16 protein-coding genes are annotated in these 18,470 nt (G+C 64.8%); 6 read left to right on the top strand and 10 right to left on the bottom strand.

Annotated elements, in window-relative coordinates; genetic code table 11:
- Nucleotides 1–21: 21 nt before the first annotated feature.
- From flhB to fliQ, 3 genes are read right to left on the bottom strand one after another with little or no spacing between them, the layout of a single operon-like run.
- On the bottom strand, nt 22–1,122 hold the full coding sequence (gene flhB, locus JJ918_RS10365; protein ID WP_291886728.1) for a flagellar biosynthesis protein FlhB: 1,101 nt from the start codon (nt 1,120–1,122) through the stop codon (nt 22–24).
- A gap of 10 nt (nt 1,123–1,132) precedes the next feature.
- Nucleotides 1,133–1,885 (bottom strand): flagellar biosynthetic protein FliR, encoded by a 753-nt coding sequence (gene fliR, locus JJ918_RS10360; protein ID WP_291886726.1) that lies wholly within the window; start codon nt 1,883–1,885, stop codon nt 1,133–1,135.
- Nucleotides 1,882–2,145: a flagellar biosynthesis protein FliQ gene (gene fliQ / locus JJ918_RS10355; RefSeq protein ID WP_271185914.1), complete on the bottom strand. Its 264-nt coding sequence runs from the start codon at nt 2,143–2,145 to the stop codon at nt 1,882–1,884. Before fliQ ends, fliR begins: the two co-directional genes overlap by 4 nt.
- Nucleotides 2,146–2,257: 112 nt before the next feature.
- On the opposite strand from fliQ, the gene JJ918_RS10350 reads away from it, so the two are divergent.
- The 4 genes from JJ918_RS10350 (at nt 2,258) to JJ918_RS10335 (ending at nt 10,171) form a co-directional block, all read left to right on the top strand.
- On the top strand, nt 2,258–4,168 hold the full coding sequence (locus JJ918_RS10350) for a DUF885 family protein (protein WP_291886724.1): 1,911 nt from the start codon (nt 2,258–2,260) through the stop codon (nt 4,166–4,168).
- 166 nt (nt 4,169–4,334) lie between these two features.
- A complete protein-coding gene (locus JJ918_RS10345; protein WP_291886721.1) occupies nt 4,335–6,227 on the top strand; it encodes a DUF885 family protein in 1,893 nt (630 codons plus the stop codon).
- 11 nt (nt 6,228–6,238) lie between these two features.
- The gene (locus tag JJ918_RS10340; RefSeq protein ID WP_291886718.1) at nt 6,239–8,155 is read left to right on the top strand and encodes a DUF885 family protein; all 1,917 of its coding nucleotides are present in this window, start codon (nt 6,239–6,241) and stop codon (nt 8,153–8,155) included.
- 162 nt (nt 8,156–8,317) lie between these two features.
- Nucleotides 8,318–10,171: a DUF885 family protein gene (locus JJ918_RS10335; protein ID WP_291886715.1), complete on the top strand. Its 1,854-nt coding sequence runs from the start codon at nt 8,318–8,320 to the stop codon at nt 10,169–10,171.
- Between the two features lie 65 nt (nt 10,172–10,236).
- Here the strand turns inward: JJ918_RS10335 and fliE are convergent, their stop codons facing one another.
- The 3 genes from fliE to flgB are packed head-to-tail and all read right to left on the bottom strand — an operon-like array spanning nt 10,237 to nt 11,459.
- Nucleotides 10,237–10,551, bottom strand: coding sequence for a flagellar hook-basal body complex protein FliE (gene fliE / locus JJ918_RS10330; RefSeq protein WP_291886713.1), 315 nt, complete (start codon nt 10,549–10,551; stop codon nt 10,237–10,239).
- 38 nt (nt 10,552–10,589) lie between these two features.
- Nucleotides 10,590–11,003 carry a flagellar basal body rod protein FlgC gene (gene flgC, locus JJ918_RS10325; RefSeq protein ID WP_271185909.1) on the bottom strand — a complete coding sequence of 138 codons (414 nt, stop codon included), beginning with the start codon at nt 11,001–11,003 and terminating at the stop codon, nt 10,590–10,592.
- 15 nt (nt 11,004–11,018) lie between these two features.
- Nucleotides 11,019–11,459, bottom strand: coding sequence for a flagellar basal body rod protein FlgB (flgB, locus tag JJ918_RS10320; protein WP_291886709.1), 441 nt, complete (start codon nt 11,457–11,459; stop codon nt 11,019–11,021).
- Nucleotides 11,460–11,565: 106 nt separating this feature from the next.
- Here flgB and JJ918_RS10315 point away from each other — a divergent pair, with 106 nt between their 5' ends.
- Complete coding sequence (locus JJ918_RS10315) at nt 11,566–11,895, top strand: flagellar biosynthetic protein FliO (RefSeq protein ID WP_291886706.1); 330 nt, start codon at nt 11,566–11,568, stop codon at nt 11,893–11,895.
- Nucleotides 11,892–12,647 (top strand): flagellar type III secretion system pore protein FliP, encoded by a 756-nt coding sequence (fliP, locus tag JJ918_RS10310; protein ID WP_291886703.1) that lies wholly within the window; start codon nt 11,892–11,894, stop codon nt 12,645–12,647. Before JJ918_RS10315 ends, fliP begins: the two co-directional genes overlap by 4 nt.
- A 100-nt stretch (nt 12,648–12,747) precedes the next feature.
- Here the strand turns inward: fliP and JJ918_RS10305 are convergent, their stop codons facing one another.
- Genes JJ918_RS10305 through fliM form a run of 4 tightly spaced genes read right to left on the bottom strand, consistent with a single transcriptional unit; the run spans nt 12,748 to nt 18,456 of the window.
- A complete protein-coding gene (locus JJ918_RS10305; RefSeq protein WP_291886700.1) occupies nt 12,748–16,176 on the bottom strand; it encodes a hypothetical protein in 3,429 nt (1,142 codons plus the stop codon).
- On the bottom strand, nt 16,160–16,921 hold the full coding sequence (locus JJ918_RS10300) for a hypothetical protein (protein WP_291886697.1): 762 nt from the start codon (nt 16,919–16,921) through the stop codon (nt 16,160–16,162). The genes JJ918_RS10305 and JJ918_RS10300 overlap by 17 nt, the downstream gene beginning before the upstream one ends.
- 3 nt (nt 16,922–16,924) lie before the next feature.
- Nucleotides 16,925–17,326 carry a DUF6468 domain-containing protein gene (locus JJ918_RS10295; RefSeq protein WP_291886695.1) on the bottom strand — a complete coding sequence of 134 codons (402 nt, stop codon included), beginning with the start codon at nt 17,324–17,326 and terminating at the stop codon, nt 16,925–16,927.
- Nucleotides 17,323–18,456, bottom strand: coding sequence for a flagellar motor switch protein FliM (fliM, locus tag JJ918_RS10290; protein ID WP_291886692.1), 1,134 nt, complete (start codon nt 18,454–18,456; stop codon nt 17,323–17,325). The genes JJ918_RS10295 and fliM overlap by 4 nt, the downstream gene beginning before the upstream one ends.
- Nucleotides 18,457–18,470 lie beyond the last annotated feature (14 nt).

Genomic DNA, 18,470 nt, shown 5'->3' with positions numbered 1-18,470 from the left:
GGATCGGTGGAAGGCGTAAGCCTAGTCGGTCGACTCGCTCGGACGATAGCGTGCGCGGCGTCCCTGTGCGAGCGAGAGAACATAACCGATCACCTTGGCCACGGCCTGGAAGTGCTCGGTGGGGATTTCCGTGTCGAGGTCGGCTGTCGCATGCAGGGCGCGCGCCAGCGGCGGATCCTCGACGATGGGAATGGAGTGCTCGGTCGCGATCTCGCGGATACGCAGGGCCACGGCGTCGACGCCCTTGGCGACGCAGATCGGCGCCGGGGTGACACCCTGCTCATATTTCAGGGCGATGGCATAGTGGGTCGGGTTGGTGACGATCACCGTCGCGTCCGGCACCTGCGCCATCATGCGGCGTTGCGAGCGTTCCTGGCGGATCTGGCGCAGCTTGGCGCGCACCATGGGATCGCCCTCGGACTGCTTCAGCTCGTCCTTGATCTCGCGCTTGGACATGCGGTTGCGCTTCATGAAGCTCTGCCGCTGGAACATGTAGTCCAGCCCGGCAATGATCGCGTAGACGATCAGCGCAGCCAGCATCAGCTCGATCGCCGACTGGCGAACGATGGCCAGCACCGAAGCGATATCGAGCGCCGGCAGACCCGCCAGCATTTCGCGCTTTGGGTAGAGCACAACGAAGGCCGCCGCCGCGACCAGGGCCATCTTGCCGATCCCCTTGAGGAAGTTGGCGATGCCCTGGGGTCCGAAATTGCGCTTGAACCCCTCGATCGGGTTCAGCTTGTCCAGCTTGGGCTGGATCTTCTCGGTGGTGAACAGCATGCCCTGCTGGACGTAGTGGCCGGCGAAACCGGCGACCGCCAGAAGCGCAATCGGCAGGCCGACAATGCCCGTCACATGCCAGGCCGTATCGCGCATCATGCGCATGACGGCATTGGGATCGACGTCGAAGTTGTGCGGCTCGGCAAAGAAGACCTGCATGTCCGAGGCGAGCGCACGGGCCATGGGCGGAAAGGCGAAACTGATCAGGGCGAGGCCGGAAGCCAGTACGAACCAGCCCGGGATTTCCTGGGATTTGGCGACATCGCCCTTCTCGCGCGCGTCATCGAGACGCCGCTGTGTCGGCTCTTCCGTTTTCTGGCTGTCATCTTCGCCTTCTGCCACGCCAGCCTCCCTAATTCATGTCCGTCGCGAAGCGCTGCATGCGCTCCAGCCAGACAGCACTCATCGCCCCGAGGGAGATGGTGAGGATGAACAGGCCGACGATGATATTCGACGGCATGGCGATGAAAAAGATCTGCGCCTGGGGCATCAGCCGCGAGAGCACCCCCAGCGCCAGATAGAAGACCAGCCCGAACACGATGAGCGGCGCAGCCAGCTGGACGCCGATATTGAAGGCATCGATGAAGGCGTTGAGTGCCCATTGCGCGCCGTCCGCCATCGAGGGCATCTGGCCCGGATCGAACACGTCGTAGGAATTCACCATCATCGCCAGCAGGAGGTGGTGCGTATTGGTCGCGAAGAGCAGCAGCAGGAAGGTGAGATTGAGCAAGGTCGCGACCAGCGCGCCCTGCTGGCCCTGCGAGGGGTCGAAGCTCTGCGCCATGGCCAGGCCCGACTGCATGCCGATCACCTGGCCGGCCACGGCCGCGGCCGACATGAAGATGCGCGCCACAGCGCCGATCATCAGCCCGGTCACCACCTCGCCCATCACCAGTCCGGCCAGCATCAGCGGCTGGTCCGGCAGGGCCGGCAGGCGCGGCGCGATCAGCGGTCCGATCACCACGCACACCAGGAGCGCGAAGGACAGGCGGATGCGCATCGGAATGCTCGGCTCGCCGAAGCCCGGCATCAGCATCAGGATCGCACCGATCCGTGCAAAGACGAGACCGCCCGCGAAGACGAGTTCCGGCGCCTGCGGGATCATGGCGTGGATATCCGGTCGAAGATCACCGTCATGAAGCCGGACATCAGACCGCCCATCAGCGGCAGAAAGATCAGCAGCGCAATGAAGATGGCGATGATTTTCGGCACGAAGACCAGCGTCATCTCCTGCACCTGGGTCAGCGCCTGGAACAGGGCAATGGTGACACCCACAGCCAGACCGACCAGCATGATCGGGGCCGACATGGCCAGCATCAGCCAGATCGCTTCGCGTGCAAAATCGAGGACTTCCGGTCCGGTCACGCCTCGCCTCACCTTCTGCGGGGAGAATCGGGTTTACGGTTAATTATGTTTACGAATGCGCGCCGCGCGTTAAGAAAGAGTCAATTCAGCTTAATCGGGGGAGTTATCCATTATGCGTCTTCGCAGCTTTCTGATCGGTACGTCCTGTCTGGCCCTTCTGGCCGCCTGCGCACCGACCGACGATACCGCCGAAACCGCGGCATCGTCCGACACGATGGCAGCCGAGACGGCTGCACCGGACACACAATCCGCCGAACAGGCTGATGCCGGCGAACAGACCGAGACCGAGCGTCTCTTTGCCTGGTTCGACGAACAGTTCCAGGACGAGCTCGACCGCTCGCCCCTGTTCAAGACCTATCTGGGCATGATCGACGATGTCGAGGCGTATGGCGAATGGGATGACGTGTCGGAAGAAGCCTTCCGTGACACCCTCTCCCGCGAGGCAGCCCGCACCCGCTACATGCGCGAGAATTTCGACTATGACGCCCTCACCCATGAGGGCCAGGTCGCCTGGCGCTTTGCCGAATTCATCGCGGCCAACAACGCCCAGCAGGGCGAGTTCTGGGATCACGGCTACATCTTCACCCAGTTCTTCGGTCCCCACACCCAGCTTCCGACCATCCTGATCGGCTATCACCGTGTCGATACGGTCGAGCACGCCGAGGCCTATATCAGCCGCCTCAACAGTCTGGGCGATGTGATCGAGACCTATACGGCCCAGGCCGATGCCCGCGCGCAAGACGGCGTGCTGGCCCCGGCCTTCGCCTATCCGATCGTGGTCACCGCCGCCCGGCGTTTCATCACCGGCGCGCCGTTTGACGACAGCGGCGAGGACAGCCCGCTGCTGGCCGACTTCCGCAGCAAGGTGGAGGCGCTGGAGATCGACCAGGCCGAGAAGGATCGCCTGATCGCCGAAGCCGAAGCAGCCCTGACGTCCGAAGTCGGCCCGGCCTACGCGGCGCTGGTCGAGACGATGGAGCGTCATGGCGAGATGGCCGATGGCCGCAACCAGGGTGCCTGGGCGCTGCCGGAAGGCGAGAGCTTCTATCGCAGCCAGCTGAACAACTACACGACCCGCACCGATCTCTCGGCGGCCGATATCCACCAGACCGGACTGGACGAGGTTGCCCGCATCCATGACGAGATGCGCGCCATCATGGACGAAGTCGGTTTCGAAGGCACGCTGCAGGACTTTTTCGTCCACCTGCGCACCGACGACCAGTTTTACTATCCCGATACCGAGGAAGGCCGTCAGCAGTATCTCGACCAGGCCACCGCCTATGTCGATCACGTGATGGAAATCGCGCCGCAATACTTCAACACGCTGCCGGAGGCGGATCTGGAAGTCCGCGCGGTCGAGCAATACCGCATCGAGACGGCCACCGGCGCTTTCTACGAGTCCGGCGCCCTCGACGGCTCCCGCCCGGGGGCCTACTACGTCAACCTCGCCCACATGCGGGACAATCCGAACTATCTGATCGAGACGCTGTCCTACCATGAGGGCGCGCCGGGCCATCACTTCCAGATCGCCCTCGCCCAGGAACTCGAAGGCGTACCGATGTTCCAGCGCCTGCAAGGCTATTCGGCCTTCTCCGAAGGGTGGGGCCTCTATGCGGAAAATCTCGGCAAGACGATGGGCGGCTTCACCGATCCCTATCAGGATTTCGGCCGTCTCTCCTACGAGGTCTTCCGGGCCGCACGCCTGGTCGTCGACACCGGCATCCACTCGATGGAGTGGAGCGAGCAGGATGCGATCGACTACATGGTCGCCAATACGCCGATGCCGGAAGGCGATATCGTCAATGAAGTGCGCCGCTACATGGTCTGGCCGGGCCAGGCCGTGTCCTACAAGGTCGGCATGCTCACCATCCTGGAACTGCGCCAGCGCGCCATGGATGCCCTGGGCGATGATTTCGACATGGGCGAGTTCCACGATGTGGTCCTGACCAACGGCTCGATCCCGCTCACCCTGCTGGAACAGCTGGTCGACGACTATATTGCGGCGAACCAGCCTGCCGAATAGACGAACCGCGTTTGACAGGCGGGGCCCTCACAGGGCTATCCTGCCGGACAGGACGTGACAGGGGTCAGCCGCTGCCGGCGCAGCGGCTGACGTCTGTTTGATCGTAGCCAATTCGGATAATGGCGCCGGCCTGTGACCCAGCCGCCGCCGGTCTGGGGAGACCGACATGAAGTATTCGATCCGCACACCGCTTGCCGTTTCACTCCTTGCCCTGCTGGCGGCCTGCTCTCAACCCGAGGACAGCGCCACGCCGCAGAACGAGTTGTCCGGCGCCGCTGTTGAGGCGGCCCGGGCCGCCCAGGCCGAACAGAGCGAAAGCGAACGCCTCTATGCCTGGTTCGACGAGCTGTTCGAGGCCGATCTGGTCCGCTCGCCGCAAACCCAGACCCAGCTCGGCCGGATCGACAATCTGGACGCCTATGGCCGCTGGGATGCCGTGACAGACGAGGCCGCCGCCGCCGACCAGCAGCGCCGCGTCGACCGCCTCGCCTATATGCGCGACAGTTTCGACTATGACGCGCTCGATGCCGACGCCCGGGTTTCCTATCGTGTCTTCGAATATCTGCAGGAAACCGGCATCCGGCAGTATGAATTCCGCGACCAGAATTATGTCTTCACCCAGATGTTCGGTCCGCACACCGGCATGCCGACCCTGCTGATCAGCCAGCACCGGATCGAGAATGCCGATCACGCCGAGGCCTATATCCGCCGCCTGGAAGGACTGGGCCCGGTTCTCGACACGCTGATCGCCCGCGCCGACGAACGCGCCGAGGCCGGCGTCCTGCCGCCGCGTTTCGCTTTCGACTATCTCATCGGCAACACGCAGGCCCTGATCACCGGTGCGCCCTTTGACGACAGCGGCAGCGAGAGCCCGCTGCTGGCCGATTTCCGCGGCAAGGTGGAGGCGCTGGATATCGACCAGGACGCGAAGGACGATCTCATCGCCCGCGCGACCGAGGCTCTGGAGAGCTCTGTCAGCCTGGCCTATCGCCGCCTGATCGACATGTTCGAGCGCCATGCCGAGATGACGGATACGCGCGATGGCGCCTGGAAACTGCCGCGCGGCCAGGCCTATTACGAAAGCCAGCTGGCCAGCTTCACCACCCTGCCCGACCTGTCGCCGCAGGAAGTCCACGATATCGGCCTCGCCGAGATCGACCGTATCCATGGCGAGATGCGCGCCATCATGGATCAGGTGGGCTTCGAAGGCTCGCTGCAGGACTTCTTCGAATTCATGCGCACTGACGAGCAGTTCTACCTGCCGAACACGGATGAGGGTCGCGCCGAGTACATCGCCGGTGCCAATGCCATTTTCGATCGCGTGCGCACAGTGTTGCCGGATTATTTCGACACCATGCCGGAAGCGCCGCTCGTTGTCCGGGAAGTCGAGGCCTTCCGCGCCGCCGGTTCACCCAGCGCCTTCTACAATTCGCCGGCACTCGACGGGTCGCGTCCCGGCATCTACTACGCCAACACGCTGAACATGCGGAACCTGCCGACCTACCAGATGGAAACGCTGGCCTATCACGAAGGGATTCCCGGCCACCACTTCCAACTCGCCCTCGCCCAGGAGCGTGAAGGCACGCCGATGTTCCAGCGCCTGCTCTACCTGTCGGCCTTCGGCGAAGGCTGGGCGCTCTATGCCGAGAGCCTGGGCAAGGAGATGGGCCTGTTCACCGATCCCTATCAGGATTTCGGCCGCCTCGCCTATGAGCTCTGGCGCGCCGGACGCCTCGTGGTCGATACGGGCATCCACTCTCTGCAATGGTCGCGCGAAGATGCCATCGACTATCTCATGGCCAACACCTCCTTCACCGAGGAGGAGATCGTCCGCGAGGTCGAGCGCTACATCGTCTGGCCGGGCCAGGCGACGTCCTACAAGATCGGCCAGATGCGCATCCGCGACCTGCGCGACTATGCCCGCGAAGAGCTGGGCGAGGATTTCGACTGGGGCGAATTCCACGATGTCGTGTTGACCAACGGGTCGCTGCCGCTGCCCGTGCTGACCGAGCTGGTCAATGATTATGTCGCCGAGAAGCGTGGCGAGAGCCAAGAGTGAGGGGAAGAGTTATGACGAAGACCGCAATGACCTGGCTGGCCGGAGCGTCGGCGCTGGCCCTGCTGGCTGCCTGTTCGCAACCCGCCGAGGATCATCCTGTTGCCGGCCGCGACCCGGCCGAGGCCGATCAGCCGGAAACGGGTTCCGGCGGCGCCCAGGTCGCTGATGCGACCACGCAGACAGCCGATGCGACCGAAACCGAAAGCAAGCGCCTGAACGCCTGGTTCGACGAAGTCTTCGAGGCAAACCTGGCCCGCAATCCGATGTACCAGACCTATCTGGGCCGCAAGACGGATTACAATCGCTGGAACGACGCCTCGCCGGAATTCGAGGCCGAGAGCTATGAGATCGGCCAGGCCAATCTCGCCCATATGCGCGAGAATTTCGATTTCGATGCGCTGGACGAGAGCGCCCAGCTCTCCTGGCGCCTGTTCGAATACGATGCCGAGCGAAGCGAAGCCGGCTGGCGCTGGCGCGATCACGGCTACACATTCACGCCGCGCTCGGGCCCGCACATGAACACGCCCACCTTCCTGATCAACAATCACCGGGTGGACACGCTTTCTGACGCCGAGGCCTATGTCGCAAGGCTGGAAGGCATGGGCGACTATCTCGACCAGAATATCGCCAATTCGCGCCGCTCGGCCGAGCTGGGCATTCTGACGCCGCGCTGGACCTACGAGCCGATGATCGCCACCGCGCGCAATGTCATCACGGGTGCCCCCTTCGATGACAGCGGCGAGGACAGCCCGCTGATGGCCGACTTCCGTGGCAAGGTCGAGGCGCTGGACATCGACCAGGCCGAGAAGGACCGCCTGATCGCCGAAGCCGAGGCGGCCCTGACGACCGTCGTCGAACCCGCCTATCAGCGGATCATCGCCCTGTTCGAGGAGCAGGCGGAAGTCGCCACCGACGATGACGGTGTGTGGAAACACCCCGATGGCGGCGAGTTCTACAACTACCTCCTGAACAATTACACGACGATGGATCTGTCGGCCGAGGAGATCCACCAGCTCGGCTTGTCCGAGGTCGAGCGCATTCATGGCGAGATGCGCGCCATCATGGACGAGGTCGGCTTCGAAGGCTCCCTGCAGGATTTCTTCGAGTTCATGCGCACCGACGAGCAGTTCTACTATCCCAACACCGATGAAGGCCGGGCCGACTATCTCGCCGACGCCACCGCGCTCATCGACACGATGCGCGAGACGCTGCCGCAGATGTTCAACACCTTCCCGGAAGCCGAGCTGGAAGTGCGCCGCGTCGAGCCTTTCCGCGAAAACGCGGCGGGCAAGGCCTTCTACCAGCGCCCGGCCCCGAACGGCACGCGCCCCGGCGTCTACTACGCCAATCTGCGCGACATGGCCGACATGCCGACCTACCAGATGGAAGCGCTCGCCTATCATGAAGGCATTCCGGGCCACCACATGCAGCTGGCCATCATGCAGGAATTGGACGGCGTGCCGGCCTTCCGGCGCTTTGGCGGCTACACCGCCTATACCGAAGGCTGGGGGCTCTACACCGAATACCTGCCCAAGGAGTTCGGCTTCTATTCCGACCCCTATTCCGACTTCGGCCGGCTGGCGATGGAGCTGTGGCGGGCCTGCCGCCTCGTGGTCGATACCGGCCTGCACCATCACCAGTGGACGCGCCAGGAAGCGGTCGACTACCTGCTGGAAAACACGCCCAATCCGGAAGGCGATGTGCGCAATGCCATCGACCGCTACATCGTCTATCCGGGCCAAGCCAATGCCTACAAGGTCGGCATGCTGGAAATCCTGCGCCTGCGCGGCGTGGCCGAAGAGGCCCTCGGCGAGGCCTATGACATCCGCGACTTCCACGATGTCGTCCTGACCCAGGGCGCCATGCCGCTGGCGGTGCTGGAAGAGCGCGTGAACAACTGGATCGCGGAGACGCAGGCGGCGGAATAAGCCGTCCTTCCCAGTCGACAGTCAAAGAAAGGCCCTCCGCTCACCCGGAGGGCCTTTTCTTGTGCGGTAGCGGGCGCGCCATTACGGCGCTGTAAGCACGGCGCCAGAGTCCCGAAGGACAGCCTCCCCGATCTTGCCGATTCAACTGGCTGAGGGGAAATCATGTCATTTGCCAAAATCGCACCGCTGCGTGCTGTCGTGCTGGCGACCTGCATCATCGCAACGGGAGCCGCCGCGGCACCTGCATTCGCACAGGACACCGCGCGCCAGAGCATCTCGCAGGAAACGGAGACCGACCGTCTGAACGCCTGGTTCGCAGGCAATTTCGAGGAAGAACTGGAATACTTCCCGGCCAACAAGACCGGCCTGGGCATTATCGACGAGGATTATGGCCGCTGGAACGATATCAGCCCGGAGGCACTTGAGGCCGCGAACCAGCGCAGCCTGGCCCGGCTTGAAGAGATGCGCACGCGGTTCGACTTCGACGCACTCGACCCGGTGGGCCAGATGTCCTGGCGCCTGTTCGAGTACAGCGCCGAACGCGCGGCGGAGTCCGAACCCTTCGACCGCTACGGCTATGTCTTCAACCAGCTGTTCGGACCGCACACCGGCTATCTGGCTTTCCTGATCGGCCAGCACCGCATCGAAACCGCCGGCCATGCCGAAGCCTATATCCAGCGCCTCTCGGCCCTGGACGATGTGATGGACATGCACATCGCCGAGGCCGAATACCGGTTCGCGCAGGGCATCGAGGCGCCCGCCTGGGTCTATGACCGCGTCCTGTCCACCGTGCAGGGCCTGCAGACCGGTGCCCCCTTCGATGACGGTCCGGATCATCCCCTCTGGGCAGACTTCCAGCGCAAGGTCGGCGCACTCGACCTGACAGATACCGAACAGGCCGCCCTTCTGGACCAGGCCCGCACGGCACTGCTCGAAGACTTCGGACCGGTTTATGCGCGTCTTGAAGCCATGCTGGTAGATCATCGGGACCGTTCGGCGACGGCCGATGGCGTCGCGGACCTGCCCGATGGCGAAGCCTTCTACAACAATCTGCTCGCCGGCTTCACCACGACCGACATGACGGCGCAGGAGATCCACGCGCTCGGCCTGGCAGAGGTCGACCGGCTGCATGCGGAGATGCGCGAGGTGATGGCGCAGACCGGTTTCGAGGGCAGCCTGCAGGACTTCTTCGTCTTCCTGCGCGAGGATCCGCAATTCTACTATCCGGATACAGATGAGGGCCGCGAGGCCTACATGCAACGTGCAACGGAAATCATTGAGACGGTGCGCGAACGCCTGCCCGAATTCTTCGGCACCCTGCCCGAAGCGGAACTGGTCGTGCGGCGGGTGGAACCCTTCCGCGAAGCCGGCGCCGGCCTGGCCTTCTACGAGAACGCCACGCCCGACGGCTCACGGCCCGCGGTCTATTATGTCAATCTGCGCGACATGACGAGCGTGCCCATCTACCAGATGGCAACGCTGGCCTATCATGAAGGCATTCCGGGCCACCACCTGCAGCGTTCGATCCAGCAGGAAATGGAAAACCTCCCCCGCTTCCGCCAGTTTGTCGGCTACACCGCCTATGCGGAAGGCTGGGGTCTGTATGCGGAATCCCTGCCGGTCGAGATGGGGCTGTATTCAGACCCGTATCTCAATGCCGGCCGTATCGCGATGGAGCTGTGGCGGGCCTGCCGCCTGGTGGTCGATACAGGCCTGCACGCCAATGGCTGGTCGCGCGAAGAGGCCATCGCCTACCTGCAGGAGAACACGCCCAATTCCGACGCCGACATCATCCCGGCGGTCGAGCGCTATGTGGTCTTCCCCGGTCAGGCGACAGCCTACCAGGTCGGCAAGAACCATATCGTCGCCCTGCGCGAGCAGGCCGAGCGCACGCTGGGCGATGCCTTCGACGTTCGCGCCTTCCACGACACGGTTCTCGCCTCGGGCCAGATCCCGCTGTCGATGCTGACCGAGGAAGTCGAGGCCTGGACGGCCTCGGTCCAGTCCGCGCAATAGAAGCAGAAAGAAAAAGACCCCGGCCACGGCCGGGGTCTTTTATCTGATTGTATCTGTCAGCGGCGCTAGATCGGCATGCGCAGGATTTCCTGGTAGGCGCGGACCACCTCGTCGCGCACGGCAACGACGGTTTCCAGCGAGATCTCGGCGGCGGACACGGCCGTGACTACGTCCAGCAACTCGGCTTCGCCGGCAGCCGCGGCGGCGGTCATCTGTTCGGCATTGGCCAGGGCGCCGGAGGTATCGGCAATGGCCGAGGAGACCATATTGCCGAAGTCGAGCGACGGTGTCGCTTCGGCTTCCTTGGCGCCACCCACTGATTGCTGGGCGGCACGGACCGCGGCCTGATAGGCCTGGACGGCGGAAAGATCGGCAGCCATGGGCTCACATCCTCATTCTGAGAGCGGCGCGCGCGGTTCTAGCGGCGCAGCAGGTCCAGCGTACGCTCCTGCATGCGCCGGCTGTTTTCGATCATGTTCAGATTGGCTTCGTAGGAGCGCATCGCCTCGCGCATATCCATCATCTCGACCAGGGTCTCGACATTAGAGGTGCGCACATAGCCGGCTTCATCCGCGGCCGGGTGGCCCGGGTCGAATTCCAGCGTGAACTCGGTCTGGTCATAGGCGACATCATTCATGCGGACATGGTTCAGCCCCGTCACGCGATCCAGCTCGGCCTCGAAGACCGGGATCTGGCGGCGATAGGGATCCCCGCCCGGCTCGCGCGCCGTGGAATCGGCGTTGGCCAGGTTTTCCGAGATGATGCGCATGCGCGCTGCCTGGGCCCGCAGGCCGGCAGCGGAGATCGACATGGCGTCAGATGCGTCGCTCATCCTCTAGCTCCTCACTTAGCGGCCGGCCGGCTTGATCGCCATACGGATCAGCCCCAGGCTCTTCTGGTACAGGGTCAGCGCGCTCTCGTACTGCATGCGCGTTTCCTGGGCCCGCACCATCTGTTCTTCCAGCACGACCGAATTGCCGTTGACCGTGGTTTCGGAATCCGGCGCGTCGGACGCTTCCCAGTTGCGCGACGCCGAACCGCCGGCAGAACCGGACATGTGCCCGGCCTCGCTGGTCAGCATGCGCACGCGCGACGGGCCATTGCCGGCCTCGTGGCCGCGCAACTGGCGCTGTACCGCGCGATTGAATTCGCTCTCGTCGAGATCCTTCGCGGTGTAGCCGGGCGTGTTCGCATTGGCCACATTCTCCGAGATCACCCGCTGGCGCTCGGTGTTGAAGCTCATCGACTGTCGAAGAAGTGCCAGCACTGACACGTCGTCGGGCCGCATCCGCGAATCCCCTTTTCTACCGTTAACGAAGGTGCGCCGTCACAGTTAACGCGCACTTAACCGCATCACCGGACAAGCGGGTAATCTCTTATGAGGCAAAGGCCCGATGACCGATATCGTCGACTGGACCCACTATTTCTTCGCCGTTTCGGTGCTTGCCGTGCTGGTCGGCGCACTCGGCCTGTTCGGCTATGCCGTGCGCCGCGGCTGGATCCTGCAGGGCATGACCGGTCTGCGCGGCTTCGGCGCCGGCATGGAGCGCCGGCTGAGCCTCAAGGAAACCCTGGTGATCGACCCGCGCCGCCGCGTGGTCATCGTGCAGGCTGACGACACCGAACATGTGGTCCTTCTGGGAGCGGAAGCGGAAACCGTGCTGGCCAGCCGGCCGGCCGCCGCACGCCCGGCACAGGCCATCGAGACGGGGGATGCGGCATGAAAAAGGGCTTCTGGGTCTGCGCTGCGCTCTTCGTCCTGGGCATCATCACCCTTCTGGGTGCGGGCGCCGAGGCACAGAGCATCACGATCGATACCGGCACCGAGGGCGATCTGACCGAGCGCGTGCTGCAGCTGGTCGCCCTGCTCACCGTCCTGTCGCTGGCGCCTTCCATCGTCATCATGACGACCAGCTTTGTGCGGATCATCGTCGTTCTGTCCCTGCTGCGCACCGGGCTGGGCCTGCAGCAGAGCCCGCCGAACGCCGTTCTCGTCTCGCTGGCGATCTTCCTGACCGGCTTCATCATGGCACCGGTCTTCACCCAGTCATACGAACAGGGCATCCAGCCGCTGATGGAAGACGAGATCGAGCTGACCGAAGCTTTCGACCTGTCGACCGGTCCGCTGAAGACCTTCATGCTGGCCCACACGCGCGAGGACGATCTGGCGCTGTTCATCGAGATGTCGGAACAGCCCCTGCCCGATACGCCGGAAGCCACCTCATTCTGGATCGTCGCGCCTGCCTTCATGATCTCCGAACTGCGCCGCGCCTTCGAGATCGGCTTCCTGCTCTTCATCCCCTTCCTGATCATCGACCTCGTCGTCTCCTCCATCCTCATGTCGATGGGTATGATGATGCTGCCGCCGATCGTGATTTCCCTGCCCTTCAAGCTGATCTTCTTCGTCCTGATCGACGGCTGGCGCCTCGTCACCGGCTCGCTGATGCAGAGTTTCGGGACGATAGGCGGGGGCTGACCCGGGCCGGTCGCCCACGACGCATCACGCTCCGCGGCGCGTCCGCGCAGGCCAGTGTCGTTCCGATGAGAGATATGTCAGCGCAGCCGGAGCAACAGCCCTAGCTCGGTCCGCCACTATTGGTGAAGCGGTCGCGGAAGGGCTCCATGAAAGCGTCCAGCGTGTCGATGCTGGCGATCCGCGTGGCGAGATCGGAGAAGCGGGCATTGCCCGCCGGCGCGCTTTCGTCGGTCAGCAGCTCGAACGCTGCGGCCTGTTCCGTCCCGGCCATGGCCTCGCCATAACGCTCGCCCAGCCGCACGGCGGCTTCGGTGTCGCGGGCCAAGGAATAGGCAATCGCCGCACGCATGACATCGGCCTGTTCGGACGCATCCAGCGGCTCGGTATCGGCAAAGCGGTTGCCCAGCAGGGCCTCGAGCCGCCGGCCGGCCATCGGCCAGTCGCGCTGGGTCCAGGCGATATCGGCACGCAGCCGGTTGGCGGGGGCCGAGCGATCGGACGCGATCAGTTCCAGCGCCTGCTCGTGACGGCCCAGCTCGGAATAGGCACGGGCTTCGAGCAGGTAGCGCTCATTGCGCAGCTCTTCGGACAGGCCGGCGATGCGGGATGTCCGCAAGGCGTTGATCGCGTCTTCATAGCGCCGGTCCATCAGGTAGACGACCGCAAGATCGGTCGCGACACGCGCCCGGGCGAGCGGCTCGCGCAGGCGGTATTCCACCTGGTGCTGCAGCAGTTCGGAGGCCGGATCGAGCAGGTCGAAGGCGATCAGGCGTTCGGCCAGGCGGCGCACCATGCGGTCGCCGTCGGCGCCGATCGGCACGAGGTGCTGATATTCGTAGAAAATGGCGACAGATTCGACCGGATCCATGCGATCGGCTTCGCCATCGAGGAAGAGACGGCGGAAGATCGCATCCATGTCCTCGCCGATCCGGCGGCCGGCTTCGGTATCCGGGAAGCGCGCCTGGGCGGTGTCCATCGTTTCCAGCCCGCGCGCATATTCGCCGGCGCTGACATAGAGCTCGCCCAGCGCACGCACCGTATCCAGTTCGATCGTGTCGCCGCGCCAGCGGAAGCGCAGGTTTTCCAGCGCGTCGATCGCCTCGGTGCGGGTGATCTGCCCCGCGGCCAGCTGCAGGCGATAAAGGTCGGACAGCGCCTTGGCTTCCATCTGTGCGTCGCCGGAATCCGACAGATCCTGCAGCAGCGCGATCGCCTGCTCGATCTGGCCGTCGGCCTCGGCCAGGCGTGCCTGGATGTATTGCGCCTCGCGACGCGTCCGGTCATCCGGTTCGCCGGCCTCAGCCTGGTAGAGCAGGTCCTGGGCGGCCGCATAGTCCCGCAACTCCATCGCAGCACGGGCGTGGGCGACCAGAAACCGCGACTGCCAGACCGGCGGATAATAATAGATCGTGCTGTCACCGGACGCGAAGCGGCGGCGGGCATCGGCCCAGCGCTCCTCGCCGACGGCTGTCATCGCACGCCAGAGATCGGCTGCCGGATCGACAGCAAGCGCGGGATGCGAGAAATAGGTCTGGGCGTCGGTCAGCCGGTCCATCATGTAGCTGGCCACGCCCTGCAGCGAGCGCACATGGGGATCGTTTGCCAGCGAGGCGTCCTGCTGGATTGCAAGATCGAGCATGCCGAGCGCTTCCGGTGCCAGCTCATTGGCCAGAAGGAAGCGGGCCAGTGCAATCTTGCCGTCGGTGCCCTCTTCCAGCGCCGCACGGCGCAGGCGGGCATTCCAGTCACGCCGGAAGTAGCTGTCGCCGTCCCAGGCATCGAAATAGATCAGTGCTGGCGAGGAAATGTTCGACAGGACCGAGCTCTCCGCGCCCGCCGCAGCGGCCTCCGATGCCGGCGACAGGTTGAGCCCTTCCGGGCGGCTGATCGCCACACCCGAGGTAATCAGGCTGATCTCGATATCTTCGGCGATGGCTTCCACGGCGCCGCCCTGGGCGCTGGGCAACAGCGCACCGCCGACAAAGTCGCGGCGGGCGGTCAGGCCCTGTACCGGCGCACCGGCCGTGACCACGCCGATCCGATCTCCCACAACGGGGTCCTCGATCCAGCGGATGGCGCGCGGATCGGCGATATCCATCAGGATGCGGCCCGGCCTCGTGCGGCGGGCATCGCGGCGCACATTGATCGGACGCGGCGGCGAGTCGATCCGTTCGGAGAAAACCACCGTCCAGCGCGCGCCTTCGATCCGTGCCTCGGCCTGCGAGGTCGAGGGCACGGCGATGCGCGCGGCCGACCAGTCCTCACCGCGCACGGCCGTGTAGTCGCGCACATGGCGGCGATTGGCCATTTCCATCTCGCGCAGGTCGATATCGGCCGCCGCATCGAACACGATCCAGACCGCCTCGCCGCGGCGGAAGACGGCCGCGCCCAGAGGCGCCGCCCAGTCGAACTCGACCCGCAGGTCGCCATTGAACTCGGAGACATTCGCGCGCACGCGGCCATCGGCCGGTACGGGGTCGCCGCCTTCAGCGACAATCGGGGCGTCGGCCGAGACGTACTGGGTGTCTGCAACCGGCTCGTCTTCTGCGGGCCGGGGCTCGGCCGCCGGTTCCGGCTGCAGCTGTGCAGGACCGCGGGCCGGCGTCTCTGTGGCATCCGCGACGGACACTGTATCGGCAGCCTCTTCCGGAACGGTCTCTTCCGGCTCGGCTTCGCCGCCCGTTTCGGCTGACAGATCGCCGAGCTGGGCCAGCAGGGCTGCCGCGCTTGCCACGTCCGGATCGGGCAGGTCCACAACGACGCGGCCGCCTTCATTCCAGGCCCGCACCTCGACACCGTCCGTCACGTCCAGCGTGAGAACCCAGTCATTCACATCGCGTTCGCCGCGGACGTTTTCCAGGAAGCGCGGCGGCGATCCGCGCAGACGGCCCAGCTCGATATCGGCCGGGGCGTCAAAGCGGATGGTCGCGGTATTGCCGCTCTGCGCAAGTTCGAAACCGACCTCGCGAGGCCAGAGAAACTCGATGCGTGTGTATTCGGTCGCCTGCCCGACGCGGTATTGCACCGGCAGTGCGTCAACCAACGGCACGGGCGGCGGATTGGCCGCGCGCTCGGCAGCCTGACGCGCCTCTTCGCGCTCGCGCGCCTCGCGCGGCGACACGATCGGTGCAGGCGCCGGCGCGCCGACAGGAACGATATCGATCGCCACCTGGTCATAGCTCGACGACACATGGGCGTCGGCGGTCTGGTTGAGGGCGATGCGCAGGGTCGAGCCGTCGCGATCGAGACGCGCACGGGCTGCCAGATTGCCAAGCTGATCGGCCAGACCGGCGACATCCGCCTCCAGCGGTTCGCTCAGGCGGACGATCAGGACAGTGTGTTCGACATCGGCAGCCGCAGACGGGCGCGCATTCGCGATCGCATCGTCATAGTCAATGACGATGCGCGCGCCCGCACCCGTGCGCTCGACGACAAACGCCCCGGCCGTCTGGGCCAGGGCTGTCGAACCGAGCAAGGCGAGGGTCAGCCCGCCGGTCAGAGAGGCGATATGTCTAGCCGCCTTCGGCAAGCCGGGCCTCCAGCTCCGCCACGGTATCGGGCAGGTCGCTGCGGGTCGCCATGCGCTGGGTCACCGCGGCAGCGGCGTCCGGCGTCATCTCGGCCAGGATCGGCCCGAATTTGCGCTGCGACATGCGCGAGGCGATCTGGATCTGGGTTTCCATGTCCAGGCTGGCGATCCGCTCGGCGGCATCGCCCGGATCCATGGCGCCATACCAGTCGACGATCACCTGCATGTCCTGACCTTCGCGTTCGGACAGGCTGTCGGTGAGCTCCATGATCTGCGTGCGTAGCGTGTTGAGCTCCTCGATCTTGCCGTCGACGCGCTGTTCCATGGCCAGCATCAGGGCTTCGCGGGTTTCCAGTTCCTGTTCACGGCGGTCCAGTTCGGCAGAGCGTTCGCGCAGGCGATAGAAGACGCGGTCTTCCTCGGCCGTGCGCATGCCGCTGGCAATGCGTTCGGCGAAGGCGGCAGACACGTCACCGGCTGGCTGGAACGCCGTGTCCGGAACAGGCGATGCGGCCGGCGTCTCCGCCGCGTGTTCGCCCTCTTCGGCATCATGTGCGGCGTCCGCATCGGCAGACGTGTCATGGCCGTCACCGCTTTCCTGCGGCGTCGCCTCTTCGGCGAGCAGCGTGGCAGCATGGGCTTCCCACCAATCGGCGGCGCCATTGGCGACCGACAGGGCTTTCAGGCCGAACAGGCCGCCCATCAGGACGGCGAGAACGGCGAGCAGACGAACCGGTTCGCGCATGACCTATCTCACATCCTTCAGATCGTTGATGACGCGCGAGCCGGCGCCTTCGGGAAAGATCTCGCTGGCGCGGCGGCGGCTCGGAGCCGGGGCCCGGCGCGACGACAGGCTGTCTGCCCGGCGATCGGCCTCGCCGGTGATCAGCCGCAGCTCGTCGGCCAGCTTGCGGGCCTCGGCGACGCGCGTTTCCAGCACATCACCGGACTGGCTGGTGGCGCGCTCGAGGGCAGCCAGGCTGGCCCGGGCACGATCGGTCGCCTCATTGAGCGCGATCACGGAGGACTGCACGCCGTCCTGTCCCTTCTTCAGGGCATTCAGACGACGGTCGACACGCAAGCACATCACGACGGCAACGACGAGAAGCGCGGCCACCAGGCCTTCGAAAACCAGAGCTGCGAGCGTCATGCGAACCTCATCATCGCTTTCTTGGCCCCCGGCGAGAGCGGACCGCTCAGGCGCAGGGCAACATTGTGTCCGATACGGCCCATGCGGCCGCGGGTGAGCGGCACCTGGCCGCAACGCAACTCCACCTCGCTGTTCGGGGTGGCGTCGAGGAAAAGCGTGTCGCCGACCTTGAGATCGGCCACCTTGCCGAGCGGCAGGCGCTGTTCGTCCAGAACGGCCTGGACTTCCATGTTCGTCGACCACAGCTCGGTGGCCAGGTGGCCTTCCCAGATATTGTCGCGGCCGAACTTCTCGCCCATGAACTGCTGCAGCAGCATCTTCCGGATCGGCTCCAGGGTAGCATAGGGCAGCAGCAATTCGATGCGGCCGCCGCGATCTTCCATGTCGATGCGAAGCTTGACGAGAATGGCGGCGTTGGCCGGGCGGGCGATCGCGGCGAAGCGCGGATTGGTCTCCACGCGCTCCAGATCGAAATCGACTTCGGTCAGCGGCTGGAAAGCCTGTTTGGCATCGCCCAGCACGACTTCGATCATGCGCTGCACCAGCATACGCTCGATCGTGGTGTAGGGACGCCCCTCGATCCGCATGGCCGACGTGCCGCGGCGGCCGCCGAGCAGCACGTCCACGATCGAGTAGATCAGGTTGGAGTCGACCGTCAGCAGGCCGTAATTGTCCAGCTGCTGGGCCCGGAACACGGCCAGGATCGCCGGCAGCGGGATCGAGTTGAGGTAGTCGCCGAAGCGGATGGATGAAATATTATCGAGCGACACCTCGACATTGTCCGAGGTGAAATTGCGCAGGCTGGTCGTCATTAGCCGCACCAAGCGGTCGAAGACAATTTCCAGCATCGGCAGGCGCTCATAACTTACAAGCGCCGAATTGATGATCGCGCGGATGCCGGACTTGTCGGCGGCATCGTCGTCGGTCAGCGAGAAGCCGAGCAGGCTGTCGATTTCGTCCTGGTTGAGGATGCGCTCGGGTCCGCCGCCAACGGTGGGAAGATCCTGGTCGTCATCGTCGCCGCCGCCGACCATTGCCTCCCATTCGGACGCCAGGTCGAGGTCGTCACCGTCCTCGGCCATTGCCTCCCATTCGGCGGCCAGCGCGTCTTGATCCAAGTCGTCAGACATCGAAATCCGTCCAG

Origin of the sequence: Maricaulis sp., assembly GCF_017642925.1 — a bacterium.
Classification (GTDB): Bacteria; Pseudomonadota; Alphaproteobacteria; order Caulobacterales; family Maricaulaceae; genus Maricaulis.
The sequence above is the reverse complement of the archived record's forward strand: the minus strand, read 5'-3'. Positions and strand labels throughout refer to the sequence as shown.